The following is a 26230-nucleotide window of genomic DNA, read 5'->3' on the forward strand; positions in this document are numbered from 1 at the left end:
TTCTTGAAGACGGCTACCACTCGCAATACCCACGAAGAGTCATGGGTCAGAGGCCCCTCGGCATGATAGAGCTCGAACAAGAAGATCCGATCCCACAGGGCGACCTGGCCCTGCAAATCACCGCACTTCCCCGCGAAACCAACGGCTTTGGCGATATTTTCGGCGGCTGGCTGGTCGCGCAGATGGATCTGGCCGGCACTGCCATGGCCAGCCGGGTGGCCGGCGGCCGCGTTGCCACTGTCGCCATCGACCGCATGGCGTTTCTCGTCCCGGTCGCGGTCGGCGCGCAGTTGTCCTTTTATACCCAGACCCTGGAAATCGGCCGCAGCTCGATCCAGATGATGGTCGAAGTGTGGAGCGATGACCCACTCTCCAGCGAATGGCGCAAGGTCACCGAAGCGGTTTTCGTTTTCGTCGCCATCGACGGCAGCGGTCGCACCCGTTCGGTGCCGCCACGCGCGCGTTAAACCTCGCGGCCGTTTTACGGTCGATAGTCGTCCCCAGTGTCTGATCGAGAGTTGCCCATGAACACGCCCAACGTTGAAGCCGTGAAACAGGATGAACTGAACTGCTGGCGCATCCGCCACGGCAAGGCCGAAGTGCTGGTGGCCCAGCAAGGCGCGCACATCCTCAGTTATCAGATCGACGGCCAGCCGCCGATCATCTGGCTCAACGACAAGGCCGAGTTCAGGACCGGCAAAAGCATCCGCGCCGGCGTGCCGGTGTGCTGGCCGTGGTTCGGCAAATTCGAACGCAACCCGAGCAGCGTGCAGGCCATGTACACCGGCGCGCAACCGGCTCCCGCGCACGGTCTGGTGCGGGCGATGGATTGGCAGTTGGGCAACATCGAGTCAGAGGCTGACGGCATCAAGGTCGAATTCAAGCTGCCCTACCCGGAAGGTGGCCTGCCAGGCTGGCCCCATGAGGTCGATCTGACCCTGACCCTGCATCTGGCGGATCAACTGCATTACAGTCTGACCAGCCATAACCGGGGGACTGACAGCGTCACGCTGAGTCAGGCGCTGCACAGCTATTTCGCCGTGAGTGACGTGCGTAATGTGCATGTCGACGGCGTGGCCGGGCTCAACTACATCGAGACCCTGGACGACTGGAACACGGCCAGCCAGAGCGGCGATCTGCATTTCGCCGGCGAGACCGACCGCATCTACCTCAATGCTCCGCCGCAATTGAGCATCGTTGATCCGAGCTGGGAACGACGCATCGTGCTGACCTCTACCGGCTCGCGCACGGCGGTGATCTGGAACCCGTGGATCGACCGCGCCGCCGCACTGCCGGACATGGACAACGATGGCTGGCAGCGCATGCTGTGCATCGAGACGGCCAATGTGATGGATGACATCGTCACGCTGGCGCCGGGGGAGAGCCATACCTTGGGCGTTAGCGTGGCCAGCAAACCGCTTTAAGATCAAAAGATCGCAGCCTTCGGCAGCTCCTACAGGAAAATGCATTCCAATGTAGGAGCTGCCGAAGGCTGCGATCTTTTGCTTTAGAGGTCAGCTTCCTCCACCACCCGCACCTTCTCCGCCTCCAGCGCATACGCTGCATCCGCCAGATCATTGCTGACCTTCTCGATCTTCAGCGTGCCGGTCACCCATAGCGGTGTGTAGATGTCCTCCAGCTTCAACCCTCTCGGATAACGCACCAGCACCAGTTGATTGGGCGGCGGTGGCGGCACGTGGATGCAGGCGCCGGGATACGGCACGAGGAAGAACAGCGTGCTGCGGCCCTTGGCATCGGACTCCAGCGGCACCGGGTAACCACCGATGCGGATGTGTTTGTCATTCATCGACGCCACGGTTTTCGTCGAATACATCACCGCTGGCAGACCCTTGGCCTGTTTCATCCCGCCCTTCTCGGTGAAGGTGCCGGTGGCTTCGGGGGTGTTGTGGTCGATTTCCGGCATGGCCTCGAGGGCCTTTTGATCCGATTTGGGCATCAGTTCCAGCCAGTCGGTTTCCGGCAGTTCGCCGGCGTGGGCGAGATAACTGCCCAGCAAGAAGAGAGTCAACAGAAGACGGCGCATGAAGGTGCTCGGCAGGCAAAGGAATGGACGGTGAGTCGCCGCGCATTCTAGCCCTCCCGGCCGCGCGGGCCGAGAGGGCTTTGTCGCTTTCGATCAGTTCTTTTTGATCAGACCGTAGATCACCAGCAACACGACAGCGCCGACCAGTGCGCCGAGGAAACCCGCGCCCTCGCCCGCCTGATAGATGCCCAGAGCCTGGCCGCCGTAGGTGGCTGCCAGCGAACCGCCGATACCGAGCAGGATGGTCATGATCCAGCCCATGCTGTCATCGCCCGGTTTCAGGAACCGAGCCAGCAGGCCGACGATCAAGCCGATAAAGATGGTTCCGATAATTCCCATGGCATTTCCCTCTGATTTGGTAGATATGCCAAAGCCTAGACAGACTTTGGCATCCTGCCATGAGAGAACGGCGGCCCCTGAATGGTTCCGCCGCTGCCACATGAAACTGGTTTACTCGGCGATCAGCGCTTCGACCTTGATGATCTGCGCCTGCAGCGTGGCCATGTCGGCGCAGCGCAGGTTGGCATGGCCGACCTTGCGTCCGGCCTTGAAAGCTTTGCCGTAGTGATGCAGATGGCAGTCTTCGATGGCGATGACTTTTTCCACCGGCGGCACTACGCCGATGAAGTTGAGCATCGCGCTCTCGCCGACCTTGGCGGTCGAACCCAGCGGCAGGCCGGCCACGGCACGCAGGTGGTTTTCGAACTGGCTGCACTCGGCGCCTTCAGTGGTCCAGTGCCCGGAGTTGTGCACGCGCGGGGCGATTTCGTTGGCTTTCAGGCCACCGTCGACTTCGAAGAACTCGAAAGCCATCACGCCGACGTAGTCGAGGTGCTTGAGCACACGGCTGGAATAATCTTCGGCCAGCGCCTGCAACGGGTGATCGGTGCTGGCGACGGACAGCTTGAGGATGCCGCTGTCGTGGGTGTTGTGCACCAGTGGATAGAACTTCGTTTCACCATCGCGCGCGCGCACCGCGATCAGCGACACTTCGCCGGTGAATGGCACGAAGCCCTCCAGCAGGCAGGCAACGCTGCCCAGTTCGGCGAAAGTACCGGCAACATCTTCCGGCTTGCGCAGGACTTTCTGGCCCTTGCCGTCATAACCCAGGGTGCGGGTTTTCAGCACGGCCGGCAGACCGATCGAAGCGACGGCGGCGTCCAGGTCGGCTTGCGACTGGACGTCGGCGAAGGCCGGGGTCGGAATGCCGAGGTCTTTGAACATGCTCTTTTCGAACCAGCGGTCACGAGCAATGCGCAGGGCTTCGGCGCTCGGGTAGACCGGCACGAATTGCGAAAGAAACGCCACGGTTTCGGCCGGGACGCTCTCGAACTCGAAGGTCACCAGATCGACTTCATCGGCCAGTTGGCGCAGATGATCCTGATCGCCGTAATCGGCCCGCAGGTGTTCGCCCAGCGCGGCCGCACAGGCGTCCGGCGCAGGGTCGAGAAAAGCGAAGTTCATCCCCAGCGGAGTGCCCGCCAGGGCCAACATGCGACCCAACTGGCCGCCACCGATTACACCGATCTTCATCTCAACAACCTCAGGCAATACGTGGGTCTGGATTGTCCAGGACGCTGTCTGTCTGCTCGGCACGGAAGGTTTTCAGTACCGCGTGAAATTGCGGGTGCTTGGCGCCGAGGATGCTTGCCGAGAGCAGTGCGGCGTTGATCGCGCCGGCCTTGCCGATGGCCAGGGTGGCAACCGGAATGCCCGCCGGCATCTGCACGATCGACAGCAGCGAATCGACGCCCGAGAGCATGGCCGACTGCACCGGCACGCCCAGCACCGGCAGGTGGGTCTTGGCCGCACACATGCCTGGCAAGTGGGCTGCGCCACCGGCACCGGCGATGATCACCTCGATGCCACGGCTTTCAGCCTCTTCGGCGTACTGGAACAGCAGATCCGGGGTGCGGTGGGCGGAAACCACCTTGACCTCGTACGGGATGCCGAGCTTTTCCAGCATATCGGCGGTGTGGCTAAGGGTGGACCAATCGGACTTGGAGCCCATGATCACGCCAACCAGTGCACTCATCGTCGCGCCTCTTCTCTCTGGAGCGCCCGCGGGCGCGTCATAAAACAACAAGCCACGCAGGTTGCGTGGCTTGATTGTACGAAAAATGGCCGGACGTGCCGGCCGAAGGCCGCGCAGTATACCGCAAAGAAAGCAATAAACAGCCCCCGAAACGACCATCTGTCAAATGAGCGAAAGGCCCGGTTTTATTGACCTTGAGGTCAGCGAAAGAACAGCGCAAAAATCCCCCTGTGGGAGCGAGCCTGCTCGCGAAAGCGTTGTGTCAGACGTGCCTCAGCGCCTGACACTGCGCATTCGCGAGCAGGCTCGCTCCCACATTCGATCTTCATCAGCTTCAAGCGTTTTGGGCAGCACCGCCTTCAAGCTTGCGCCACAGCAACCGCACGTTGGCCTTGCGTACCAGGGCGCAGCGGTACAAACGAATCTCCAGCGGCACATGCCATTGCGGGCCGCCGCACACCACCAGCTCACCGCGCGCCAACTCTGCGCGTACGCTCAGTTGCGGCACCCAGGCAATGCCGAGGCCTTCCAGCGCCATGCTTTTCAGGCTGTCGGCCATCGCGGTTTCGTAGATCGTGGTGAAGCGCAACTGGCGCTGGCGCAGCAAGCCGTTCACCGATCGGCCGAGAAACGCCCCGGCGCTGTACGCCAGCAACGGCACGCTCGCCTCGCCTTCCAGATCGAACAGCGGTTTGCCATCCAGATCTGCCGCGCACACCGGCAGCATTTCGGTCTGGCCCAAGTGCAGCGACGGGAAGATTTCCGGGTCCATCTGCATCGCCGAATCCGGGTCATAGAACGCCAGCATCAGATCGCAGCCACCTTCACGCAAAGCGTGCACGGCGTCACCAACGTTGGTCGCCACCAGCCGCGTGGCGATGTTCAGCCCTTCGTTGCGCAACTGGGCGATCCAGCGCGGGAAAAAGCCCAGCGCCAGCGAGTGTGCCGCCGCCACCTGCATCACCTCGCCCTGCCCGCCTTCCAGATGATGCAGATGGCGCAGCACTTCGCCGAGCTGTTCGACCACGGTGCGCGCGGTCACCAGAAACAACTGCCCCGCCGCCGTCAGTTCGACCGGCGTGCGCGAGCGATTGACCAGGGTCAGCCCCAGCGCCGCTTCGAGGCTGCGGATCCGCCGACTGAATGCCGGCTGAGTCACGAAGCGCCGTTCGGCCGCCTGCGAGAAGCTGCGGGTGGCGGCCAGGGCACTGAAGTCCTCGAGCCATTTGCTTTCCAGATTCATCACGTCCTCCCGGACACGCACCAAAACAGGTCACACGTCTGCCGCACAGGCGGCGTCACATGGGCATTATGCCGAATGTGCATAGGGCAGTGCTGAACAGCATTGGCCCAAAAATCCCCACAAGCCTAGCATTCGCAGCGTTCCGGCACAGACCGGGTCCTTATCGAGATGATTTCTATCATGTCCTCCGCTGCATCTTTCCGCACAGAAACCGACCTGCTTGGCGCCCTCGAAGTACCGGCCCATGCGTACTACGGCATCCAGACCCTGCGAGCGGTGAACAACTTCCGCCTCTCGGGCGTTCCGATTTCGCATTACCCGAAACTGGTTGTGGGCCTGGCGATGGTCAAACAGGCCGCCGCTGACGCCAACCGCGAGCTGGGTCACCTGAGCGAAGCCAAGCACGCTGCCATCAGCGAAGCCTGTGCGCGATTGATCCGCGGCGATTACCACGAAGAGTTCGTGGTCGACATGATTCAAGGTGGCGCCGGCACCTCCACCAACATGAATGCCAACGAAGTGATCGCCAACATTGCTCTGGAAGCAATGGGTCACGAGAAAGGCGAGTACCAGTATCTGCACCCGAACGACGACGTGAATATGGCGCAGTCGACCAACGACGCCTACCCGACGGCGATCCGTCTGGGTCTGCTGCTCGGTCACGACGCGCTGCTGGCCAGCCTCGACAGCCTGATTCAGGCGTTCGCGGCCAAGGGCAAAGAGTTCGACCACGTCCTGAAAATGGGCCGTACCCAACTGCAAGACGCCGTGCCGATGACCCTCGGCCAGGAATTCCGCGCGTTCGCCACCACGATGGGCGAAGACCTCGCGCGTCTGAAGACGCTGGCCCCGGAACTGCTGACCGAAGTCAACCTGGGCGGCACCGCGATCGGCACCGGCATCAACGCCGACCCGCGTTATCAGGCACTGGCTGTTCAACGTCTGGCATTGATCAGCGGCCAACCGCTGGTACCGGCCGCCGACCTGATCGAAGCGACCTCCGACATGGGCGCGTTCGTGCTGTTCTCCGGCATGCTCAAGCGCACCGCGGTCAAGCTGTCGAAGATCTGCAACGACTTGCGCCTGCTGTCCAGCGGCCCACGCACCGGCATCAATGAAATCAACCTGCCGGCGCGTCAGCCAGGCAGCTCGATCATGCCCGGCAAGGTCAACCCGGTGATCCCGGAAGCCGTGAACCAGGTCGCGTTCCAGGTCATCGGTAACGACTTGGCGCTGACCATGGCAGCCGAAGGCGGCCAGCTGCAACTGAACGTGATGGAGCCGCTGATCGCTTTCAAGATCCTCGATTCGATCCGCCTGCTGCAACGTGCCATGGACATGCTGCGCGAGCACTGCATCGTCGGCATCACCGCCAACGAAGCGCGCTGCCGTGAACTGGTCGAGCATTCGATCGGTCTGGTCACCGCACTGAACCCGTATATCGGCTACAAAAACGCCACCCGCATCGCCCGTATCGCCCTTGAAAGCGGCCGTGGCGTGCTGGAACTGGTGCGCGAAGAAGGTCTGCTCGACGAAGCCATGCTCGCCGACATCCTGCGCCCGGAAAACATGATTGCCCCGCGTCTGGTTCCGCTCAAAGCCTGAGCCGACGCGAACTTGTAGCACCGCTCACCAGGTCGAGGGACTAGACACCTCTCACCTTTTGAGGGCTTGGGGATTTTGTCCCCGAGCCCTTTTTTTTAACTTCTTTGCGGGCAGGACGTTAGATGCTTTGTGTATTCGATACCGCCAAGATCGCAGCCTTCGGCAGCTCCTACAGGATTGACGTGCACCTGCAGGAGCTGCCGAAGGCTGCGATCTTTTGATTTGCAGCAACCTCGTTTCGTCGCTTGCACCACTACCGTGCAGACGGGCGCGCCACTGATCGGTATAGTGCCGCCCCTCTTCGCGTGAGCGGTCGTCGGTAACGAGGCCATCACCCATGCGAAACCCGAACTAATAACAAAACCCGCGATATGGATCCGGGACGAAACCTTCGCCTCACCCGTCGTGCCGCGTGCATGCCGGTGTAACACGATGTTTCTCCGATCCAGCATTTGCACCCACAAAAAACAGCGAGGATAAATCCATGCTCGAAGTCATCAACGACTTCCTCTCAGGGAAAGTACTGATCGTGCTCATTGTCGGGCTCGGTAGCTACTTCACGATTCGCTCGCGTTTCGTTCAACTGCGTCATTTTTTCCACATGTTCGCGGTGTTCCGCGACAGCCTCAAAGGCAGCGCCGGACAGCTCAGCTCGTTTCAGGCCTTGATGCTCAGCCTCGCCGGCCGCGTCGGTGCAGGCAACATTGCCGGTGTCGGCATCGCCGTGACCCTCGGTGGTCCGGGTGCGGTGTTCTGGATGTGGGTGACCGCACTGGTCGGTATGTCCAGCAGCTTCTTCGAGTGCACCCTGGCCCAGGTCTACAAGCGCGCCGATGGCGACGGCCTGTACCGTGGTGGCCCGGCGTATTACATCCAGCACGGGCTCAAGCTCAAAGGCATGGCGATAGTCTTCTCCGTTCTGCTGCTGGTCACCTACGGCTTCGCCTTCATCGGCCTGCAGTCCTACACCGTGACCCACTCGCTGCTGAACGCCTTTGACTTCAACCCACAACACACCGGTATCGTCCTCGCGGTGCTGCTGGCCATCACCTTTATCGGCGGGATCAAGCGCATCGCTTCGGTCTCCGACCTGCTGGTACCGATCAAGACCCTGGCCTATATCGGCGTGACCCTGTACGTGATCGGCACCCAGATCGAACACGTACCGGCCATGCTGGAAACCATCTTCAAGAGCGCCTTCGGCCTCGACCCGGCCTTTGCCGGTCTGCTCGGCAGCGCCATTGTCATGGGCGTGAAGCGTGGCGTGTTCGCCAACGAAGCGGGCCTGGGCAGTGCGCCGAACGTCGCCGCTGTGGCCGCCGTCAAGCACCCGGGCGCGCAGGGCGTGGTCCAGGCTTTCAGCGTGTTCCTCGACACCTTCGTGATCTGCACCTGCACCGCGCTGCTGATCCTGCTGTCGGGCTTCTACACGCCGGGCTTCGAAGGTGACGGTATCGTCCTGACCCAGAACTCGCTGGCTGCCGTGGTCGGTGACTGGGGTCGCATGTTCGTCAGCGTCGCGCTGTCGCTGTTCGTCTTCACCTGCATCCTCTACAACTACTACTTGGGCGAGAACAGCTTGCAGTTCCTCAGCCGCAACCGCGCCCTGCTGATGCTGTTCCGCGGTCTGGTGCTGGCGCTGGTGGTGTGGGGTTCGATGCAGGACCTGACGACAGTGTTCGCCTTCGCCGACATCACCATGACCTGTCTGGCCTTCGTCAACCTCGTGGCCCTGGCCATGCTGTTCAAGGTCGGCCTGCGGGTGATGCGCGACTACGATGAGCAGCGTCGCGCTGGCGTCAAACAGCCAGTGTTCGACTCGAGCAAATTCGCCGACCTGGATGTGGATCGCAACGCCTGGCCGGTCAACCCGCCAGCAGCGGCGGGCCAGACTGAAACTGCGCCGCAAGGCGTACCTGCAGCGCAACGCTGACAGGTGAATGACGGGCGCATCCCCTGCGCCCGTCAGTTATTGTGATGCAATAACCTGTAGGAGCGAGCCTGCTCGCTCCCACAGGACCCTCATCGTTTCGGAGAATCCTATGAGCTCGTCGACCTATCCCGCCGCTCAACACGTCATGGTGCTCTACACCGGTGGCACCATCGGCATGCAGGCCAGCGCCAATGGTCTGGCCCCGGCGTCCGGTTTCGAAGCGCGGATGCGCGACTACCTGCACAGCCAGCCTGAGCTGGTAGTGCCGCAGTGGCAGTTTCGGGAAATGTCGCCGCTGATCGACAGCGCCAACATGACCCCGGCCTACTGGCAGCAACTGCGCGAAGCGGTGGTCGATGCCGTGGACGTGCAAGGCTGCGACAGCGTGCTGATCCTGCACGGCACCGACACGCTGGCGTACAGCGCGGCGGCGATGAGTTTTCAGTTGCTCGGCCTGCATGCCCGCGTGTGTTTCACCGGCTCGATGTTGCCGGCGGGCGTGACCGACAGCGATGCCTGGGAAAACCTCGGCGGCGCGCTGGTCGCCCTCGGCCAAGGCCTGGCGCCGGGTGTGCATCTGTACTTCCACGGCGAACTGCTGGCGCCGACCCGCTGCGCGAAAGTGCGCAGCTTCGGCCGCCATCCGTTCAAACGCCTGGAGCGTCAGGGCGGTGGTGTGAAGGCGCCGTCGATTCCAGTCGCGCTGAACTACAACCAGCCCAAGCAACTGGCAAAAGTGGCGGTGTTGCCGCTGTTTCCCGGGATCAGTGCCGAGGTTCTCGATGGTCTGCTCGACAGCGGCATTCAAGGTCTGGTGCTGGAATGCTACGGCAGCGGCACAGGGCCGAGCGACAACCCGCAATTCCTCGCCAGCCTTGGCCGCGCACGGGATAACGGCGTGGTGGTGGTCGCGGTCACGCAGTGCCATGAAGGGGGCGTTGAGCTGGATGTGTATGAAGCGGGCAGTCGTTTGCGCGGTGTCGGCGTGTTGTCCGGTGGCGGTATGACGCGCGAGGCGGCGTTCGGCAAGTTGCATGGGTTGCTGGGGGCCGGGCTGGAAACGGCTGAAGTTCGTCGATTGATCGAACTGGATTTGTGTGGTGAGTTGATCTGAGCACGGCGCTGGATTGCCCCTCACCCTAACCCTCTCCCAGAGGGAGAGGGAATTGATCGTAGTGTCTTGCGCTATACACCGACCTGATAAACAGTGTCGATTATGGACTCGGCGGCGGTGTCTCACGTCGGTGTATTTCTGCAATATCCCCCGTTCGGCCCCCTCTCCCTCTGGGAGAGGGCTGGGGTGAGGGCCTGCGGCATGCAACTTGCTGCGTTCCAGCCACCTCCAGGCTGGAAGATCCCATGCTCCACTCCCACCTCACCACCCTCAACGCGGTCTCGCTGATCCTCAACACGTTCAAGGCCGAAGGTCTGTCGAGCGAGGCGCTGCTGGCTGGCAGCGGCATCGTGGCGGCGGATCTGCAGCGTGCCGATACGCGCATCACCACCCATCAAGAGATGCAGGTCTGCACCAACGCGGTCGCGCTCAAGCGTGACATCGGTCTCGAATTGGGCCGACGCATGCACGTGTCCTGTTACGGCATGCTCGGTTACGCCCTGCTGACCTGTGCCACCTTCGGTGACGCTTTGCGTCTGGCGATCCGTTATCCGGCGCTGCTGGGCACGTTGTTCGAACTGAGCCTGGAAGACGATGGCGAGCAGGTGTGGTTCGTCGCTGCTGATTACCGTGAAAGCGCGGCGATGGCGGTGTTCAACGCCGAATTCTGTCTGGTGTCACTGAAAGTCATCTGCGACGACTTGCTCGGCCATCCGCTGCCGCTGCGCGCCACGCGTTTCGAACATGCAGCGCCGGACTATCGCGCCAGCTACGCCGAACCCTTCGACTCGCCGCTGCACTTTTCGGCCAAGGACAACGCCTTCGCCTTCGACCGCCATTGGCTCGATCAGCCGCTGCCGCTGGCCGACGCGATCACCCATCAGGCCATGGCCGAGCGCTGCCGCAAACAGAATCTGGAATTCACCGGACGCCAGGCCTGGCTGGGGCGGATTCGGCAGTTGCTCAGCGCACAATTGAATGCCGCGCCGGGCCTGGAGGGGTTGGCGCAGCAGATGAAGTGCTCACCGCGCACCCTGCGTCGGCATTTGAAAGACATGGGCAGCAGCTATCAGGAACTGCTCGATGAACTGCGCTTCGAACGGGCCAAGCAGATGTTGTGTGAGGATCAGCTGCCGATCTATCGGATCGCCGAGACGCTGGGCTTCAGCGAGACCGCGAGTTTCCGCCATGCGTTTGTGCGCTGGAGTGGCGTGGCGCCGAGTCAGTTCAGATCCTGAAGATCAAAAGATCGCAGCCTTCGGTTGTTAGGGGCGAATTGCGGTCAGAGCTTTTGGCCATATCGATCCCCTTTTGGCCGCTCCCGACGTTCTCCGATTCAACTTGCGCCGCAACACTGAAGACCACCGAATCAGCCTTGCGGAGAACAACAAATGCTGACGATCTACTCAGACGATCACCACTTGCACCATGGCCGCTGCGAACTTATCGATGGCCAGCTCAAGCCGTGCTTCGAGATGCCGTCGCGTGCCGACCATGTGTTGCAACGCGTGCAGAAGCAAAACCTCGGTGCAGTCGAAGCGCCGACGGATTTCGGCCTGGAGCCGATCGCGCGCATTCACAGCCGTGACTATCTGGAATTTTTCAAAGGTGCATGGCAGCGCTGGACCGAGTTCAACACCGACGGCGACTTGCTGCCCTACACCTGGCCCGCGCGCACCCTGCGTGCGATCAAACCGACCAGCCTGCATGGCCAGCTCGGTTATTACAGCTTCGACGGCGGCGCGCCGATTACCGCCGGCACCTGGCAAGCGGCCTACAGCGCGGCGCAAGTGGCGCTTACCGCGCAGGCTGAAATCCAGGGTGGCGCACGCGCAGCCTTCGCCCTCTGCCGTCCGCCGGGACATCACGCCGCCAGTGATTTGATGGGCGGATATTGCTACCTCAACAACGCCGCGATAGCCGCGCAGGCCTTCCTCGATCAGGGCCACCAGAAGGTCGCGATCCTCGACATCGACTACCACCATGGCAACGGCACCCAGTCGATTTTCTACGAACGCAGCGACGTGCTGTTCACTTCGATCCACGGCCATCCAGAAGCGGAGTTTCCATTCTTCCTCGGTTACGACGACGAGCGCGGCGAAGGCGCCGGTGAAGGTTTCAATTTCAACTATCCGCTGCCGGCCGGTTCCGGCTGGGATGTGTGGAGCGCGGCGCTGGATCAGGCCTGCGACGAGATCGACAGTTACGGCGCGGACATCATCGTCGTCTCCCTCGGCGTCGACACGTTCAAGGACGATCCGATCTCGCAGTTCAAACTCGACAGCCCGGATTACCTGGCCATGGGCAAGCGCATCGCCGCCCTCGGCAAACCGACCCTGTTCGTCATGGAAGGCGGCTACGCGGTAGAAGAGATCGGCATCAACGCGGTGAACGTGCTGGAAGGTTTTGAACAATGAAAAAGCGACTGATCGCCTCGGCGCTGTGCGCGGCTCTGCTAAGCGCTGGCGCCCACGCCGAAGAACGCACGCTGCGCGTCTATAACTGGTTCGACTACATCACGCCCAAGGCGCTGGACGACTTCAAGGCACAGAACAGCCAGACCAAACTGATCTACGACATCTTCGACACCAACGAAGCACTCGAGGCCAAGCTGCTCACCGGCAACTCCGGCTATGACGTGGTGGTGCCGTCCAACGTGTTCCTCGCCAAGCAGATCGAGGCCGGGGTGTTCCAGCCAATGGATCGCAGCAAGTTGCCGAACTGGAATCATCTCGATTCGAAACTGATGAAGCTGATCGAGGCCAACGACCCGGGGAACAAGTTCGCCGTGCCGTACATGTACGGCACGATCCTGATCGGCTTCAACCCGGCCAAGATCAAGGCAGCTCTGGGCGACAACGCGCCGGTGGACAGTTGGGACCTGATCTTCAAAGAGGAGAACATCAGCAAGCTCAAGCAGTGTGGCGTCGCCCTGCTCGACTCGCCGTCGGAGATTCTGCCGCTGGCTCTGCAACACCTCGGCCTCGACCCCAACAGCAAGAAGCCAGCGGATTACGCCAAGGCCGAAGCGCTGCTGATGAAAATCCGCCCTTATGTGACGTACTTCCATTCTTCCAAGTACATGGCCGACATTGCCAACGGCGACATCTGCGTGGCCGTCGGCTATTCCGGCAGCTTCTCGCAGGCGGCCAACCGCGCCAAGGAAGCGAAAAACGGCGTGGTGGTCGATATGCGCTTGCCCAAAGAAGGCGCACCGATCTGGTTCGACATGCTCGCGACTCCCAAGGGCGCGAAGAACACCGAAGACGCCTACACCTTCATCAACTATCTGTTGCAACCTGCGGTGATTGCCCCGGTCAGCGACTTTGTCGGTTATCCAAACCCGAACAAGGACGCCACCGGGCTGGTCGATCCAGCCATTCGCAACAACCCGAACCTGTATCCGACCGATGCGGCAATGAGCACGCTCTACACCTTGCAGCCGCTGCCGCGGGATGCCGAACGGGCGCGCACGCGGGCCTGGACCAAAATCAAATCCGGGACCTGACACCCGCCCCTTGCACGGAGACCCGCACACGCGGGTCTTTTTTTGCCTGACAGATCTATGTACCGCACGCCCAAGCGGCGCGCCTTTTACCTTGCGCTGATCCGTCGCCCTTCCGGCGCGCCGACAGAGCAGGAATCGCCATGCCCGAAATCCCTAAAGCCAGTGCCGTCGATATCGTCACCCAACTGGTCACCGGCCCTTCGCTTCGCGAAGTCGCTACGAAAACGCTGCGCCAGTCCCTCAGAACCCTGTATCCGAACCTGGACATTGACCCGCGCCTGACCATGGTCGTGCAGCCTGCGTGGATCATCGAGGGCGAGGAAGTCGTCTCCGGTCGCCCGAAGGTCGAATCGCTGACCGATGCACTGGTGCGTCTGGGTCTGTCCGGCACGACCGTAACGTACCTTGATGGTGAAGATTATCTGACCCAGCAACCCGGTTGGCCGGCAGCCGTGAAACTGCCGGTGCGGATCGATGCCATCGGGTTGCTGCTCAATGAACTGGCACCGCTACTGTTCATTGCTTACAAGGAACAGCACGTTGATTACTGGGACGAGTTCACCTATCCCGGGCAGCCGCGCTGGCAACAGCTGTCGCAAGCGTTGCGCAACTTGTGGCAGCCGGATTCAAGCCTTGGCTGGGACGCCGATCAGATCGCCATGGCTCTGGCGGTGTACACCGAACCCGATCCGCAACAGCGGCTGGCGCCCGCCCCATATGCGGTCCGAGCATGCCTGATTGATCTTGACCGGGGAGACGGCGATCAGCGGGAGCACTGTGCCCTGCTCGACACAGCGGTCCTGATCGGCACGGTTGCACAGCGCACGCTGATCCTCACCTACGCCGTGACCCAGGGTTTTCAGCACTTCGACTCGCTGCAAGAGCTCGGCGCAGATCTGCTGCAACGTTTCGGTTCAACTACAGCGGGCGAAGACCTCAAATGGCGACTGGTCGAACCGCAGGGCAATTTCTTCGACCATCAGGCCTGCGCCCTGATTTCACTGGAGGCCGACGCTCTGGGCGAGATCAGTTTTTTCCAGGATTCGCCGCTCAACCGGGTCTATCCGCATACCGGCACGGCCGGCAAACCCGCGCAACCGCCAGCGCGCCTGGAACCACACTTCGAACGTCTGCGTCCGATGCTGCCGGACTGGCTGAACGACGCTTTGCCCATGGACCAGACCCGCTACAGCCGACACCTGCTGAACCTGACAACGGTGCATCACGAAAACCACGGCAAGTCCTTTCAGGATGAGGTCGTCAGCCTGCAGACCTTCGCCCGTAACGCCCTCAAGCAGCAGCTGCTCAAGGAACAGCCAGGGGCGAAAGACATCAAGATCGATGACATTGAAATCACCATCACCAGCCTGGTGGTCTGGGGCACGTTCGTGTTGCCGGGTCACACTCAGACGCAAACCCTGACCCTGCTGGAACTGGCCTTGCAAAACCTCGCAGGACTGCCACTGGGCAACAAGACCGTGCGCTACAAGAGCGGCGGCGCCTTGCCCGACTGGATGACGGTGGCCTGCCTGGAAAAGCTGGTCAGCACTGTCGACATTGGCAAGACCTACCCGGCGCACTTGAAGGCGCTGCTGATCGACGACGCAGAACAAGCATCGGCGCTGCAAACGCTGTACACCAGCCAGCTGCGCATCGAGCTGCCGCTGCTGGCGTTGCAACACAAGATTCAGCACAAGGCCGGCATTGATGAAACGGGTTATCGATACGTAGTGGCAGCACTGGCCACGACGGATGCGGAACGCCATGTCGACGGCGAGGAAATCGTCATTCGGCCGTTGGCGTTCATTGCTCGTCGCAGCAGCTCGACCGCTGACCGCGTCGCCAACATGTACGTCATCGGTCCGCGCGAAGCGAACAAAGGGCCATGCGTGCTCTATCGCCCGTTGTTCGACATGGCACTGCTGCAATATCCGGGGCACGCCAATCTGCTCTATGCGATCCAGCACTCGCGGCATTTGCGCGACTCGGTATTGGCCTGGCTGCCGGAAGACGTACGCTTCAACTACAGCCAGTTCGTCTTTACCGCGAGGCTGCCGTCGGTGTGGACGATCCCGCAATTACTGGTCAATCCCACCACCGCGCTCGATATGTCCGGCCCCGTCGAGCTGGGCACTGAGGTGATAGCCCGCGATGTACCGGCGACGTTGCATGAAAACAACGTACAGGCCCTCATTACGCAGGCCGACCGGCAATCGGTCTCCGATGCCGAGGCTCGCTGGGCAACGCTCAAACAGGGCGGCTGGTTGATGCTCAACGCCGCCCTGCCATTCCTGGGCCGCAGCGTCGGCGCGGCAGCGTGGATCTGGCAGATCATGGACGATTTGCAGGAAGTCACTGACGTGGCCAATGAATCGTCCGGCAAGATCGCCTGGACTGCGATTGCCGACATCCTTCTCGCGTTGGGCATGGTCCTGGCGCACCGTGCGGCGGTCAGCGCCGCACCGGAATTGAAATCCATCGCTGCGATAGAGGAACCAACGACCACGGTGAATCCCGTCGGCAAGGTTGTCAAAGCGTTGCGCCTGCCAGACCTGGCCAGCGGCGAGTTGCCCAGCGCCCACACCACGTCCATCGACATCGTCACCGCACTGAAACGTTCCCCGGCAGCGCTTGCCGCGCTTCTCGACGCGTTCAAGGTCGACAAACCCAAAGGCCTGGGCGCAGCCGCCCGCGAAGGTGCGCATCGAGGCCTGTATGAACTCCAGAAAAAATGGTTCGCACAGGTTGGCGAGCGGTGGTTCGAAGTCACGCGCAATGAGCAGGGTCAGGTACAGATCATCGATTCAGGCCGGCAACCACAACGTGCCGGCCCGACACTGGCGCGTACCGCCGGCGGTGAATGGGTCATAGATCTGCGTCTGCGCCTGCGTGCTGGTGGTCTGGAGAGCGTTCGCCGGGTAGCGCGAGGAAGCCGGGAGAAAGATGCGAAAGCTTTATACGACAAAAACATCGTGTTCGAAAAAATCCTGCCAACCAGGCAAACCCGTCTCGAAGCGGATCGCACCGCTCTGCGCGAAGCGTCCTCACAGGATCAGGTAGAGGCTCGCAGCCGTTATATCGACACCCTGGAAGCGCAACACAAGGAATACGCAGCCAACATCCAGTTGATCAAGGAGCTCAATCTCAAGGAGCCCATTCCCAACTATCGCACCGTGATGAGCGAGCGCCTGCAGATGCAGCTGCTCATTGGGCATGAGTGGCTTGAGCAGCATTCAACGGATTTTCAGCGGCGCGTCCTGGCGATGCAGACCATGGCCGGCGTCGACACCGGATCAGGATCAGATGCATCTGTTCGGCCTTACCTGGAAATGTCTGATATCACCGAAGGCATCATCGAAAAAATGGAGGCGGCACAGAGCTGCTTCAATGACATGACCCTGTTGGGAAAAGAAGCCGTCGAGGCAATGCGCGACTATAAGGACGCCTGGCCGGATTACTCGGTGACCGAGCTCAAGCAATTGCAGATCAGTCTGGGTCAGGAAGTCTGCATCAAGCCCGGCGACACCCAGCTCCACACGGACGCCTATCATGCACTGGCCAACGTGATCGCCGATGCCGCGCTCAATATCCAGAGTTCGCTTGACCTGAGCGCTGATGAAAGCCTGAGCAATCTGCGAGATCGCATCGACGCCCTGAGTAACGTCAGCGAACAGTTCTCCGCCGTCGACCGGCGCTTCGATGATCTGCTCATCGAGTACCCTGAACACATTTACTTGGACCGACTCAAGCGAGTGCAGACGCGCGTGCTCGCGTTCAAGGCCAGCGCTGACAGCAAACTGGCCGAGCTGCTGCGCTACCGGCATCTGCTAGTGCCGCAGGCCGGCTCGTCGCGACCCTCGGCGTCATCCTCGAATCGACGGATCATTCAGACCCGATCAAGGGGTACGCTGGTTGGCGAACGAAAAAAGAGTCTCGACGGACACGACACCGATCTGATCGAAGTACGCTCCAGCCTGACAGGCGTCATCGCTACGTTCGAAGAGCAAACCCCCGGTCTCTGGGTGGAGCAACGCACGGCGCCAGCGACACCGCCGACAGTCGCGGTAAGCCTGAGTAAAGCCGTAACCGAAGGTCAGGCGCTGATTGACGGTCTGGCCGCATTTCACCGGCGCATCGAGGCGCGCCTCAAACGTGGCTCGCGGATTCCCGTGGAGGTCGAAGAGGAATATCACAACCAGGCCGCGCTGCTGCGCAAAGCCAATGCCGCGATCGATGAGGCGCTGACCGCCAGCAACCTCACCGCCAGCCTGCGTGAACCCTCTGAAACGCTCAACCACGCGCTCGACAAAGCGGCAAAGACGCTGGAGGAAAAAGGCACCAGCACGCGTATCCGGCTGGTCAAGCAGCAACCGCCGACGGCGGCCGGGGTCCAGTGGCTCAAGGACAAGGGGGAAGTGAAGATCTCCAAAATCCTGACCCGACGTCGTCTGCGCCGCCATGAGCATGACTTTCTCGACGAATATGAGGTTCGTGATGCTCACACCGCCAAGGTCCTTTGCTACGCGCACTTCCACTACAGCAGCGTCGGCGCCACCGTTGGAGCCTTCGTGCGCGGACACATGAAAACAGTCGCTCAACAACGAATGGGTGGCGCTTACGCGCCGGGTCTTCTGGATAATCAGGCGCTGATCCAGATCCATCGCAGCGAGATTTCCAGTCGCTCGGCCGAGGCACTGTTCTTCACTCCCGCCACGCCTGTCGCAACCGCGTCAGCGCCGTTCTGATCGCAGGCTCCGGCACGGCGGCAAAACCCAGCACCAGTCCCGCGCGCTGATCCATGGCCGTGGACGAATCCGGTAGCCAGTAACTGCTCAAGCCGTTGATCTCGACATCGACATCAGCGGCTTGCGCGATCAGTTGTTGCTCGCGCTCGACGCTGCCGACCGGCACGGTCAGGTGCAACCCGGCAGACACGGCAGGCAACCGGCCGACACCGGCGATCGCCGTCGGCCAGCCTTCGAGCAGGCAGTTGCGCCGGCTCAGCGCAGCCCGGCGCATGCGGCGGATATGCCGCTGAAAATGCCCGGCAGCCATGAACTCGGCCATCACCGCTTGCGTGCTGACTTCCGAGTGCCGCACATCCACCGCGCGCCGTTGCGAGAACGCGTCGACCAGTGCTGGCGGCAACACCAGGTAGCCAAGACGCAGCGCCGGAAAGGCGACTTTGCCAAATGTGCCGACATAGAGCACGCGGCCCTGACGATCAAGCGACGCCAGCGGCGCTAGCGGTGCGCCGCTGTAGCGGTATTCGCCGTCATAGTCATCTTCGACGATCCAGCCGCCGACACGCTCGGCCCAGGCGAGTAATTCAAGGCGCCGGGCCAGACTCATGACCACACCGGTCGGGTACTGATGCGAGGGTGTGACGTAGACCACGCGGCAGTCAGTGAGTCCAGCCATTGCGCTGCAATCGATACCGTCGCTGTCCACCGCCACGCCATGCAGTTTCGCCCCCGCTACAGCGAAGGCATGCCCAGCGGCGCGATAGCCCGGATTCTCGATCGCCACGCCATCTCCCGGCTCGACCAGCAGCTGTGCACAAAGGCTGATGCCCTGCTGCGCGCCACTGGTGATCACAATCTGCTCAGCCGTACACTGCATGCCACGCGAACTGCGCAAATAAGCAGCGATCATGCCGCGCAGTCGAGCATCACCCGCTGGATCGCCGTAACACAGTTGCTGCAAATCCGGTTTGCGCCAGAAAGCGGCGTTCAGCTTGGCCCAGACCTCGAACGGGAACAGATCGAAAGCCGGAACACCCACGCGAAAAGCTCGTGGCGGACCACTCGGAGGTCGGGCCAAATGGTGCTTTTCAATACGAGAAAAACCGCCACTGTGGATAACTTTACTGGATGAATTCACAGGCAAATCCAGCCAATTTGTGGATAAGGCTGTGGGTAAGCCTGTTGACAAGCCTGTGGATGGATTTGTGGATAGTTTTTTCTTTGGTGTCGATGCCTGAGCCAGTTGCGCGACATAAGTGCCGTCACCCACTCGCCCCTCGATAAAGCCCTCGGCATACAACTGATCGTAGGCGCGCACCACACTGTTGCGAGAAATTCCAAGTGCCGAGGCCAAGTCACGGCTGGCCGGCAATCTTGTTCCACTGGCCAGACGCCCATCGAGTACACGCAGGCGCAACGCTTGATAAAGCTGGCGGCTCAAGCCTTGACGGCGATCAAGCTCGATCCCGGCCGGATTGAAAGGCATCGACAGCGGTGGCAGATCAGGCATGGCGAATGGACCTATGAAATGGCTCGACAATGGCTCTTACAACGGACCAATAGCCTGCCTACGATGCAGGCATTCGCCAAGGAAAATCTGTCCATGTACACGCCACGCGCCTTTGCCATCGAAGACCTGTCCCAACTGCACGAACTGATCCTCGCCACTCGCCTGGCCATTCTGGTCAGCCACGGTGAGAGCGGATTGCAAGCCAGTCATGTGCCGGTGCTGCTGCATCGCGAACAGGGCGAATACGGCACGCTCTACGGCCATCTGGCCAAGGCCAATCCGCAATGGAAAGACCTGCGTGACGGCGCCGAGGCCATGCTGATTTTCGCCGGACCCGACGCCTACGTCAGCCCGGGCTTCTATCCGAGCAAGGCCGAGCACGGCAAGGTCGTGCCGACCTGGAACTACATCGCCGTGCACGCCTACGGCCACGCTGAAACCTTCAACGACGGCGGCCGGTTGCTCGACATTGTCAGCACCCTCACCGACCGTCACGAGGCAGGCCGTGCCCAGCCGTGGTCGGTGGACGATGCGCCGGCCGATTACATCGACACCATGCTCAAGGCCATCGTCGGTTTTGCCATTCCCATCGACCGCCTCGAGGGCAAACGCAAGCTCAGCCAGAACCGCAGCGCCGAAGATATTGCCGGGGTGCGCGAAGGCCTTGCCGCCAGCCCCGACGCCAACGATCAAACCCTCGCCCGCCTGATGCGCTAAGGAAATCCGCATGACTCAGATCGACATTCGCCCGGTCAGCGCCAACGACCACGCCGCTTGGCTGCCGCTGTGGCAGGCGTACCTGCGCTTCTACAACACGGAACTGCCGGGCGCCGTCACCCAAAGCACCTGGCAGCGTTTTCTCGACCCGAATGAACCGACCCACGCCGCCCTCGCGTGGGCCGATGGCAAAGCGCTGGGCATGGTGCATTACATCTATCATCGCTCGAACTGGAGCATCGAAAACTCCTGTTATCTGCAGGATCTGCTGGTGCTACCCGAGTCCCGTGGCACCGGTGTCGGTCGGCTGTTGATTGAGCATGTCTACGCTACCGCCAAGGCCGATGGTTGCTGCAAAGTCCACTGGCTGACCCACGAAACCAATGCAACGGCGATCCAGCTCTACGAGCGCATTGCCGAACGTCCGGGATTCATTCAGTTTCGTAAAGCCCTTTAAGGAGACGCGCACATGACCGCTTCACTCGCTGACTGGAAAGGCGTCCCCGCCCCCTCCGCCACCCTGCTCGAAGGCCGTTTCATCCGCCTGGAAAAGCTCGACCCGGCGCGCCATGCCGAGCAGCTTTACGCCGCCCTCGAAGGGCCGGGTGCTGATCCGAAGCTCTGGGATTACTTGCCTTACGGGCCGTTTCCCGAGCGCAGCGCGTTCAACGACTGGCTGAACAATCATGCGGCCAACAGCGACCCGTATTTCTTCAGCGTCATCGACCGTGCGACCAATCAGGTGCAGGGCATCCTCAGCCTGATGTCGATCGTCCCGGCGCAGGGCCGCATCGAAATCGGCCACGTCACTTTCGGTGCGCCAATGCAGCGCTCGCCGAAAAGCACCGAGGCGGTGTACCTGCTGGCCAAGTATTCGTTCGAGTTGGGTTACCGGCGCCTGGAATGGAAGTGCAACAACGGCAACGCCCGCTCCAAATACGCGGCCGAGCGTCTGGGCTTCAGCTTCGAAGGGGTGTTCCGCCAGCACATGGTGGTCAAGGGCCAGAACCGCGATACCGCGTGGTATTCGATTCTGGATTCGGAATGGCCAGCGATTGGTGCCGGGTTCGAGCGCTGGCTGAGCGATGAAAACCAGACGCCTGATGGCCAGGTGAAAGGCTTGGTCGAGTGCCGTAGCTGATCGTCACAAAGCACCTGTGGGAGCGAGCCTGCTCGCGAAGGCGCTGTGTCAGTCACTGAAATATTGACTGACCGACCGCTTTCGCGAGCAGGCTCGCTCCCACAATTGGCGGGGTCTTTCTTAACGACGCAGTTCTTGCGCCAGCACCGCAATGTGCTCCGGACCAATCCCGCAGCAACCACCCAGATGACTGGCGCCGCGCTGTTGCCAGTCCAGCGCCCAGTGCAGATACCCCGGCGGATCGAGATCGTCACGCAACGGGTCGAGCCCGTCGTTGGCCGTGGCTTCTTTCGGTTGCGGAGGAAACGCGTTGGCATAGGCGCCGATATTGATCGTGACGCCGAGACGCTCAAAGGTTGCGCGCGCCGCGTCGATGGCCGCGCCTATCACTTCAGGCTGACTGCAGTTGAACAGCAGGGTCTCGACGCCAAGTTCAGCCGCCAGCGCAGCCGCTTCGGCTACCGGCTCACCGGAGCGCAGGCGCGGCACTTCATCGGTGTCTTCATCCTTGAGGGTGAACGACAGCCAGAACGGTTTGCCGTCCTTCGGCAACCCGGCGTGAATGGCGCGAGCCTCGATAATCGAACTCTGGGTTTCCGCCAGCCATAGATCAACATGCGGGGCCAACCCCGTGACCAGCGGCGTCAGCAGCTCGCTCACGCGATCCGCTTCGAACAGATCCGGACGATACGAACCAAACAGCGGCGGCAACGAACCGGCAACACGCACTGGCTTGCCGGATGCCTGCACCGCCCGCCGCGCCAGTTCTCCCGCCAGTGCCGCAAGCGCCTGGCCTTCAGCAGCAAACCGCGCCTCGCCAATGTGAAACGGCACCACCGCGTAACTGTTGCTGGTGATTACGTCCGCGCCGCTGTTGATGTACGCGGCATGCACCGCCTCGACCGCCTGCGGCGCTTCACTCAGCGCCAGTGCCGACCACTCCGGTTGGCGAAACGGTGCGCCGGCGCGTTGCAACTCGCGGCCCATGCCGCCATCGAGAATGACCCTGTTCGCTGCGCCCATATGCTTTTCACTCATATGCTTATGAAAATAACTCACTATCAGAGTCGTTCTTATAACTATTTAATACGCACCACTCGGTTAATAACAACCTCTTTTTTCAACAGGAAGCGACTGTGAAACTCCAACCGCTATTGGCCCTGGGCCTGACCATTCTGGCCTCCACCCAAGCCTTCGGCGGCGCGACGCTGGATCGTGTCGAACAGAAAAAAGAGCTGGTCGGCGTGCTCATGGAAAGCTATCCGCCCTTCTCGTTTCTCAATGAGCAGAATCAACTTGACGGTTTCGATGTCGACGTTGCCAAAGCGGTGGCGGACAAGCTTGGCGTCAAACTGCGTCTGGAAACGCCGTCCTGGGACGTGATCGCCGCCGGCCGCTGGAGCGGGCGCTACGACATCTGCATCTGCTCGATGACCCCGAGCAAGGCCCGCGCCGAAGTGTTCGACTTCCCTGTCGAGTATTACGCCTCGCCAGCGGTAATCGTGGTCAACGCCAAGGACGATCGCATCCACAGCGCCAAGGATCTGAGCGGCAAAAAGGTCGGCCTGACCAGCGCCTCCAGCTACGAAAGCTACCTGAACAAGAATCTGATCATCGAAGGCGCCGAGGATACCCAGTTGGAGTATCCGTTCGAGGATGTGCAGATCGCCCCGTACGACACCGACAACGTTGCCTTTCAGGATCTGGGCCTGGGCGCCGGCGTGCGCCTGGATGCGATCCTCACCAATCTGGTCACCGCGCAGCCGCGCCTGAACCAGGACAAGCGCTTCAAACTGGCCGGCGAACCGCTCTACTCGGAGCCCAATTCGGTAGCCATCGAAAAGGGTGACCCGCAGTGGGACGCCAAGGTGCGCGAGGTGTTCGCACAACTGAAACAGGACGGCACCCTGAGCAAGCTGTCGCAAAAATGGATCGGCGCCGATATCAGCCAATGACTTCCTTTCCGACCCCGCCCCAGCCACCGCAACCGGTGGCTGAAACCCGCCTGCAAAAGCTCTTTGGTTTCCGTACGCGCCTGTATCTGACGTGGGCGGCGCTGTTCTGCCTGTTTGCCGGATTCTTCCTCAGCTTCGACCTGAAGTTCGCGATCATCCTCGACAAGCTGCCCAACCTCCTCGGCCTGAAGCTCGCGCCTAACGGCTTCCTGCAAGGCGCAGCGCTGACGCTGTTTCTCTGCGCCTGCTCGATCATCGCCTCGTCGCTGCTCGGTTTCATCACCGCGCTGGCACGCCTGTCGAACAGCGCCGTGGCGTTTGGCATCGCCAGTTTCTACACCTCGTTCTTTCGTGGCACGCCACTGCTGATCCAGATCCTGCTGATCTACCTCGGCTTGCCGCAACTGGGCATCGTCCCCGGCGCCATCGTCGCCGGCATCATTGCCCTGTCGCTGAATTACGGCGCCTACCTGAGCGAAATCTTCCGCGCCGGGATTCTCGGCGTCGATCACGGCCAACGCGAAGCATCCCTGGCGCTGGGCCTGCGCGAAAGCGTGATCTTCTGGCGCATCACCCTGCCCCAGGCCATGCGCACCATCATTCCGCCGACCACCAACCAGTTCATCTCGATGCTCAAGGACTCGTCGCTGATCTCGGTGATGGGCGTCTGGGAAGTGATGTTCCTCGCCCAGTCCTACGGCCGCTCAAGCTATCGCTACATCGAAATGCTCACCACGGCGGCGATCATCTACTGGCTGATGTCGATCGGGCTGGAGCTGATTCAGGCAAGGATGGAGCGGCATTACGGCAAGGCGTATGTGCGGCGTGGCTGAAGGGTATTCAAACGGTGTCCCGGCGGATTCGCACAACGCCCATTTTCATGCCGAATGGGCGGAACACCGCGTTCAGCGACTTCAGTGTCTGATTGCCTTCGCCATGTTCGATATGCACCAGCGTGCGCACTGAAATCTTGCACATCTTCGCGAACTGAGTCTGATGCAGACCGGTGACTTCGACCCGTAAACGGCGCACGGCGTCACCGATTTCCAGAGTGCCTTGGGTCAGTGATTGCTGAATGCTTTCGATGAGCGCCGTGCGCTCGAGGACGGTCAGACTCATTGCAGGTCCCACTCTTTCAAACGTTGCTCGAGGTTTTTCAGGTGAACGCTCGGGTGATTCATGGTTCTGGCGGGCAAACCGCTGGCCGCAAGAATATCCGGCAGTGCGGCCAGACGGCGGGCATCCGCGCGCAGGCCTTCGAACAGCGCCGAGGCATCCAGCCCCGCCAACGAATCGTGCGGATCTGCGCTATTGGCCAATACGCGGCAGACACCTCGCCAATCGACATCTCCCGCCCGCTCCAACTCTCTTGGCCATTTGGTCGTACGAGTCACGCCTTCGTCATCCATGACCATCGGGGCGAGGTCATAAATCGGCGCGAGCTGGAAAGCGTTCTCTTGACGGATGATCGCCGTGTTACGACCGTGGTTATCGGAGTTTCCGAGGATTTTATTGATCAGGTCGCGACGCAGATAATCGGCGACGAGGCCGGGAATCTGGCTGGCCTGACCCGCTTTGCGCCAGAGCCCGGCGAGCATGCGGATCACGTCCAGATGATTCATGGCGCTGCCTGGCGTCGTCACTTCAGCCAGCGAATAAATCGATTCGACGGCAAAACGCGACACCGCCCCATCTTTCACTTGTCGATCAAAACGCCGCATCCACAAACTCGGTTTGTTCGCCTCTTCCAAGGCCAGGCCTTCTGCCGCGACCGTTTCGATGCCCAATGTCTGCAGCGCTTTGTAGTAATGGAATTCGCTGCGCAGGATGTCCTGGTCGGTCTGCCCTCCCCTGTTTCTGGCGAATTTCACGAACCAGTGCTGTCGCACTTCTTCATCGTCCAATACCGCATCGGGATACAGAAACCCGGCGCTGTTCTCTGCCAGTAATAGCTTCGGAGCTTCACCACCTGCCCCCGTCGCGCCACCAATGGCCGCGCCTAGCTCGTAGGCATATTCAAGAAAACGGTTGTCGCGGCTAATGACCTCCTCGCGCTTGAATCCGATCGGCTTCCTCTCATCAACTGCTTCCGCCGATTCCTTTATTCGCATGTTGCCAATGGGAGCCGGTGTACTGCGACCCAGCAGAAACAGATCGGCGCTGATCTCGGCGGGTCTTTCCTGACCCAGGCGGGCGAGCAGAAACCGCTTGGCTGCGCCTGCCGGTGCGATATCGTGGACAAAGGCTGGTGTCTTCGCGCGCCGACCTTCCCAATCCAGCGGATACAGGGCACTCACGGCCTGGGAAAAAGGCGACCCGATCAACTCGATATTTTCGACCAGATAGCCCGCTTCATAGCCAAAACTGCAGCGGCTTTCGAAGCCCTTTTCCGGATCATCGAAATCAAGAGTCATCGCGTCGTGCCATTGCCCGGCAGTGAAGATCTGGAGTGTCAGGTTGTACATGTTGATTCCGTATGCATTTAAATGCAGCTCAACGAGAAAAAACTGTCAATAAACGCAATATAGTGCATTCGCAGAGTTTCAGCTGCAGGATATCTGCAACAAAATGCAGTTCTATCTTAGCCATTGGCAAGGTGCGTGCAAAATAATGCAGGTAAGCGCCTGACCTCATTCCGATAAGAATGCGCCAACAGTACCAAGCCGTAGGAAAAAGAACC

Annotated in this window: 23 protein-coding genes; 14 read left to right on the top strand and 9 right to left on the bottom strand. The window is 61.0% G+C overall.

Features of this window, described 5'->3' with window-relative positions:
• Positions 1-62: 62 nt before the first annotated feature.
• Both ND528_RS07310 and ND528_RS07315 read left to right on the top strand, forming a co-directional pair.
• Complete coding sequence (locus tag ND528_RS07310) at positions 63-467, top strand: acyl-CoA thioesterase (RefSeq protein WP_003229628.1); 405 nt, start codon at positions 63-65, stop codon at positions 465-467.
• Positions 468-524: 57 nt separating this feature from the next.
• Positions 525-1424, top strand: a complete 900-nt coding sequence (locus tag ND528_RS07315; RefSeq protein WP_263469985.1) for a D-hexose-6-phosphate mutarotase — start codon at positions 525-527, stop codon at positions 1422-1424.
• Positions 1425-1507: 83 nt separating this feature from the next.
• Here the strand turns inward: ND528_RS07315 and ND528_RS07320 are convergent, their stop codons facing one another.
• The 5 genes from ND528_RS07320 to ND528_RS07340 all read right to left on the bottom strand — a co-directional run bounded on the left by ND528_RS07320 (position 1508) and on the right by ND528_RS07340 (position 5322).
• Positions 1508-2044 (bottom strand): DUF3299 domain-containing protein, encoded by a 537-nt coding sequence (locus ND528_RS07320; RefSeq protein ID WP_263469986.1) that lies wholly within the window; start codon positions 2042-2044, stop codon positions 1508-1510.
• A 93-nt stretch (positions 2045-2137) separates the two neighbouring features.
• Positions 2138-2383 carry a GlsB/YeaQ/YmgE family stress response membrane protein gene (locus ND528_RS07325; RefSeq protein WP_016772475.1) on the bottom strand — a complete coding sequence of 82 codons (246 nt, stop codon included), beginning with the start codon at positions 2381-2383 and terminating at the stop codon, positions 2138-2140.
• A gap of 111 nt (positions 2384-2494) precedes the next feature.
• The gene (locus ND528_RS07330; protein ID WP_263469987.1) at positions 2495-3577 is read right to left on the bottom strand and encodes a 5-(carboxyamino)imidazole ribonucleotide synthase; all 1083 of its coding nucleotides are present in this window, start codon (positions 3575-3577) and stop codon (positions 2495-2497) included.
• Between the two features lie 10 nt (positions 3578-3587).
• Positions 3588-4079 carry a 5-(carboxyamino)imidazole ribonucleotide mutase gene (gene purE, locus ND528_RS07335; protein WP_007920220.1) on the bottom strand — a complete coding sequence of 164 codons (492 nt, stop codon included), beginning with the start codon at positions 4077-4079 and terminating at the stop codon, positions 3588-3590.
• Between the two features lie 334 nt (positions 4080-4413).
• On the bottom strand, positions 4414-5322 hold the full coding sequence (locus ND528_RS07340; protein WP_073470875.1) for a LysR substrate-binding domain-containing protein: 909 nt from the start codon (positions 5320-5322) through the stop codon (positions 4414-4416).
• Positions 5323-5502: 180 nt separating this feature from the next.
• Here ND528_RS07340 and aspA point away from each other — a divergent pair, with 180 nt between their 5' ends.
• The 7 genes from aspA (at position 5503) to ND528_RS07375 (ending at position 18227) form a co-directional block, all read left to right on the top strand.
• A complete protein-coding gene (aspA, locus tag ND528_RS07345) occupies positions 5503-6927 on the top strand; it encodes an aspartate ammonia-lyase (RefSeq protein ID WP_016772472.1) in 1425 nt (474 codons plus the stop codon).
• Between the two features lie 484 nt (positions 6928-7411).
• Entirely contained in the window at positions 7412-8860 is a 1449-nt protein-coding gene (locus ND528_RS07350; RefSeq protein WP_263469988.1) for an alanine/glycine:cation symporter family protein, read from the top strand.
• Positions 8861-8969: 109 nt separating this feature from the next.
• Positions 8970-9974 (top strand): asparaginase, encoded by a 1005-nt coding sequence (locus ND528_RS07355; protein WP_130912144.1) that lies wholly within the window; start codon positions 8970-8972, stop codon positions 9972-9974.
• A gap of 245 nt (positions 9975-10219) precedes the next feature.
• Positions 10220-11212 carry an AraC family transcriptional regulator gene (locus ND528_RS07360; RefSeq protein ID WP_263469989.1) on the top strand — a complete coding sequence of 331 codons (993 nt, stop codon included), beginning with the start codon at positions 10220-10222 and terminating at the stop codon, positions 11210-11212.
• A 153-nt stretch (positions 11213-11365) separates the two neighbouring features.
• Positions 11366-12391, top strand: coding sequence for a histone deacetylase family protein (locus ND528_RS07365; protein ID WP_263469990.1), 1026 nt, complete (start codon positions 11366-11368; stop codon positions 12389-12391).
• Positions 12388-13482: a polyamine ABC transporter substrate-binding protein gene (locus ND528_RS07370; RefSeq protein WP_263469991.1), complete on the top strand. Its 1095-nt coding sequence runs from the start codon at positions 12388-12390 to the stop codon at positions 13480-13482. The genes ND528_RS07365 and ND528_RS07370 overlap by 4 nt, the downstream gene beginning before the upstream one ends.
• A gap of 140 nt (positions 13483-13622) precedes the next feature.
• Positions 13623-18227 carry a dermonecrotic toxin domain-containing protein gene (locus ND528_RS07375; protein ID WP_130912147.1) on the top strand — a complete coding sequence of 1535 codons (4605 nt, stop codon included), beginning with the start codon at positions 13623-13625 and terminating at the stop codon, positions 18225-18227.
• Here the strand turns inward: ND528_RS07375 and pdxR are convergent.
• Positions 18184-19737 carry a MocR-like pyridoxine biosynthesis transcription factor PdxR gene (gene pdxR, locus ND528_RS07380; RefSeq protein ID WP_263469992.1) on the bottom strand — a complete coding sequence of 518 codons (1554 nt, stop codon included), beginning with the start codon at positions 19735-19737 and terminating at the stop codon, positions 18184-18186. The two genes, ND528_RS07375 and pdxR, sit on opposite strands and share 44 nt — an antisense overlap.
• Before the next feature lie 93 nt (positions 19738-19830).
• Here pdxR and ND528_RS07385 point away from each other — a divergent pair, with 93 nt between their 5' ends.
• The 3 genes from ND528_RS07385 to ND528_RS07395 are packed head-to-tail and all read left to right on the top strand — an operon-like array spanning position 19831 to position 21595.
• On the top strand, positions 19831-20454 hold the full coding sequence (locus ND528_RS07385) for an FMN-binding negative transcriptional regulator (RefSeq protein ID WP_137214448.1): 624 nt from the start codon (positions 19831-19833) through the stop codon (positions 20452-20454).
• A 10-nt stretch (positions 20455-20464) separates the two neighbouring features.
• Positions 20465-20911 carry a GNAT family N-acetyltransferase gene (locus ND528_RS07390; RefSeq protein WP_263469993.1) on the top strand — a complete coding sequence of 149 codons (447 nt, stop codon included), beginning with the start codon at positions 20465-20467 and terminating at the stop codon, positions 20909-20911.
• A gap of 12 nt (positions 20912-20923) precedes the next feature.
• A complete protein-coding gene (locus tag ND528_RS07395; protein ID WP_263469994.1) occupies positions 20924-21595 on the top strand; it encodes a GNAT family N-acetyltransferase in 672 nt (223 codons plus the stop codon).
• 120 nt (positions 21596-21715) lie between these two features.
• On the opposite strand, the gene ND528_RS07400 is transcribed toward ND528_RS07395, so the two are convergent.
• Positions 21716-22618, bottom strand: a complete 903-nt coding sequence (locus ND528_RS07400) for a homocysteine S-methyltransferase family protein (protein ID WP_263469995.1) — start codon at positions 22616-22618, stop codon at positions 21716-21718.
• A 113-nt stretch (positions 22619-22731) separates the two neighbouring features.
• Here ND528_RS07400 and ND528_RS07405 point away from each other — a divergent pair, with 113 nt between their 5' ends.
• On the top strand, positions 22732-23550 hold the full coding sequence (locus tag ND528_RS07405) for an ABC transporter substrate-binding protein (protein WP_263469996.1): 819 nt from the start codon (positions 22732-22734) through the stop codon (positions 23548-23550).
• On the top strand, positions 23547-24383 hold the full coding sequence (locus ND528_RS07410; protein ID WP_130928391.1) for an amino acid ABC transporter permease: 837 nt from the start codon (positions 23547-23549) through the stop codon (positions 24381-24383). Before ND528_RS07405 ends, ND528_RS07410 begins: the two co-directional genes overlap by 4 nt.
• Before the next feature lie 7 nt (positions 24384-24390).
• Here the strand turns inward: ND528_RS07410 and ND528_RS07415 are convergent, their stop codons facing one another.
• Positions 24391-24669: a helix-turn-helix domain-containing protein gene (locus ND528_RS07415; protein ID WP_122506266.1), complete on the bottom strand. Its 279-nt coding sequence runs from the start codon at positions 24667-24669 to the stop codon at positions 24391-24393.
• Entirely contained in the window at positions 24666-26015 is a 1350-nt protein-coding gene (locus ND528_RS07420) for a HipA domain-containing protein (RefSeq protein ID WP_263469997.1), read from the bottom strand. Before ND528_RS07420 ends, ND528_RS07415 begins: the two co-directional genes overlap by 4 nt.
• Between the last annotated feature and the right edge of the window lie 215 nt (positions 26016-26230).

It is taken from the genome of Pseudomonas mercuritolerans, assembly GCF_025706525.1.
In the GTDB taxonomy this organism is placed as follows: Bacteria; Pseudomonadota; Gammaproteobacteria; order Pseudomonadales; family Pseudomonadaceae; genus Aquipseudomonas; species Aquipseudomonas mercuritolerans.

Coding starts and splice junctions, on each gene's coding strand:
- ND528_RS07310 (WP_003229628.1), top strand. CDS start 63: ATGATAGAGCTCGAACAAGAAGATCCGATCCCACAGGGCGACCTGGCC.
- ND528_RS07315 (WP_263469985.1), top strand. CDS start 525: ATGAACACGCCCAACGTTGAAGCCGTGAAACAGGATGAACTGAACTGC.
- ND528_RS07320 (WP_263469986.1), bottom strand. CDS start 2,044: ATGCGCCGTCTTCTGTTGACTCTCTTCTTGCTGGGCAGTTATCTCGCC.
- ND528_RS07325 (WP_016772475.1), bottom strand. CDS start 2,383: ATGGGAATTATCGGAACCATCTTTATCGGCTTGATCGTCGGCCTGCTG.
- ND528_RS07330 (WP_263469987.1), bottom strand. CDS start 3,577: ATGAAGATCGGTGTAATCGGTGGCGGCCAGTTGGGTCGCATGTTGGCC.
- purE (WP_007920220.1), bottom strand. CDS start 4,079: ATGAGTGCACTGGTTGGCGTGATCATGGGCTCCAAGTCCGATTGGTCC.
- ND528_RS07340 (WP_073470875.1), bottom strand. CDS start 5,322: ATGAATCTGGAAAGCAAATGGCTCGAGGACTTCAGTGCCCTGGCCGCC.
- aspA (WP_016772472.1), top strand. CDS start 5,503: ATGTCCTCCGCTGCATCTTTCCGCACAGAAACCGACCTGCTTGGCGCC.
- ND528_RS07350 (WP_263469988.1), top strand. CDS start 7,412: ATGCTCGAAGTCATCAACGACTTCCTCTCAGGGAAAGTACTGATCGTG.
- ND528_RS07355 (WP_130912144.1), top strand. CDS start 8,970: ATGAGCTCGTCGACCTATCCCGCCGCTCAACACGTCATGGTGCTCTAC.
- ND528_RS07360 (WP_263469989.1), top strand. CDS start 10,220: ATGCTCCACTCCCACCTCACCACCCTCAACGCGGTCTCGCTGATCCTC.
- ND528_RS07365 (WP_263469990.1), top strand. CDS start 11,366: ATGCTGACGATCTACTCAGACGATCACCACTTGCACCATGGCCGCTGC.
- ND528_RS07370 (WP_263469991.1), top strand. CDS start 12,388: ATGAAAAAGCGACTGATCGCCTCGGCGCTGTGCGCGGCTCTGCTAAGC.
- ND528_RS07375 (WP_130912147.1), top strand. CDS start 13,623: ATGCCCGAAATCCCTAAAGCCAGTGCCGTCGATATCGTCACCCAACTG.
- pdxR (WP_263469992.1), bottom strand. CDS start 19,737: ATGCCTGATCTGCCACCGCTGTCGATGCCTTTCAATCCGGCCGGGATC.
- ND528_RS07385 (WP_137214448.1), top strand. CDS start 19,831: ATGTACACGCCACGCGCCTTTGCCATCGAAGACCTGTCCCAACTGCAC.
- ND528_RS07390 (WP_263469993.1), top strand. CDS start 20,465: ATGACTCAGATCGACATTCGCCCGGTCAGCGCCAACGACCACGCCGCT.
- ND528_RS07395 (WP_263469994.1), top strand. CDS start 20,924: ATGACCGCTTCACTCGCTGACTGGAAAGGCGTCCCCGCCCCCTCCGCC.
- ND528_RS07400 (WP_263469995.1), bottom strand. CDS start 22,618: ATGGGCGCAGCGAACAGGGTCATTCTCGATGGCGGCATGGGCCGCGAG.
- ND528_RS07410 (WP_130928391.1), top strand. CDS start 23,547: ATGACTTCCTTTCCGACCCCGCCCCAGCCACCGCAACCGGTGGCTGAA.
- ND528_RS07415 (WP_122506266.1), bottom strand. CDS start 24,669: ATGAGTCTGACCGTCCTCGAGCGCACGGCGCTCATCGAAAGCATTCAG.
- ND528_RS07420 (WP_263469997.1), bottom strand. CDS start 26,015: ATGTACAACCTGACACTCCAGATCTTCACTGCCGGGCAATGGCACGAC.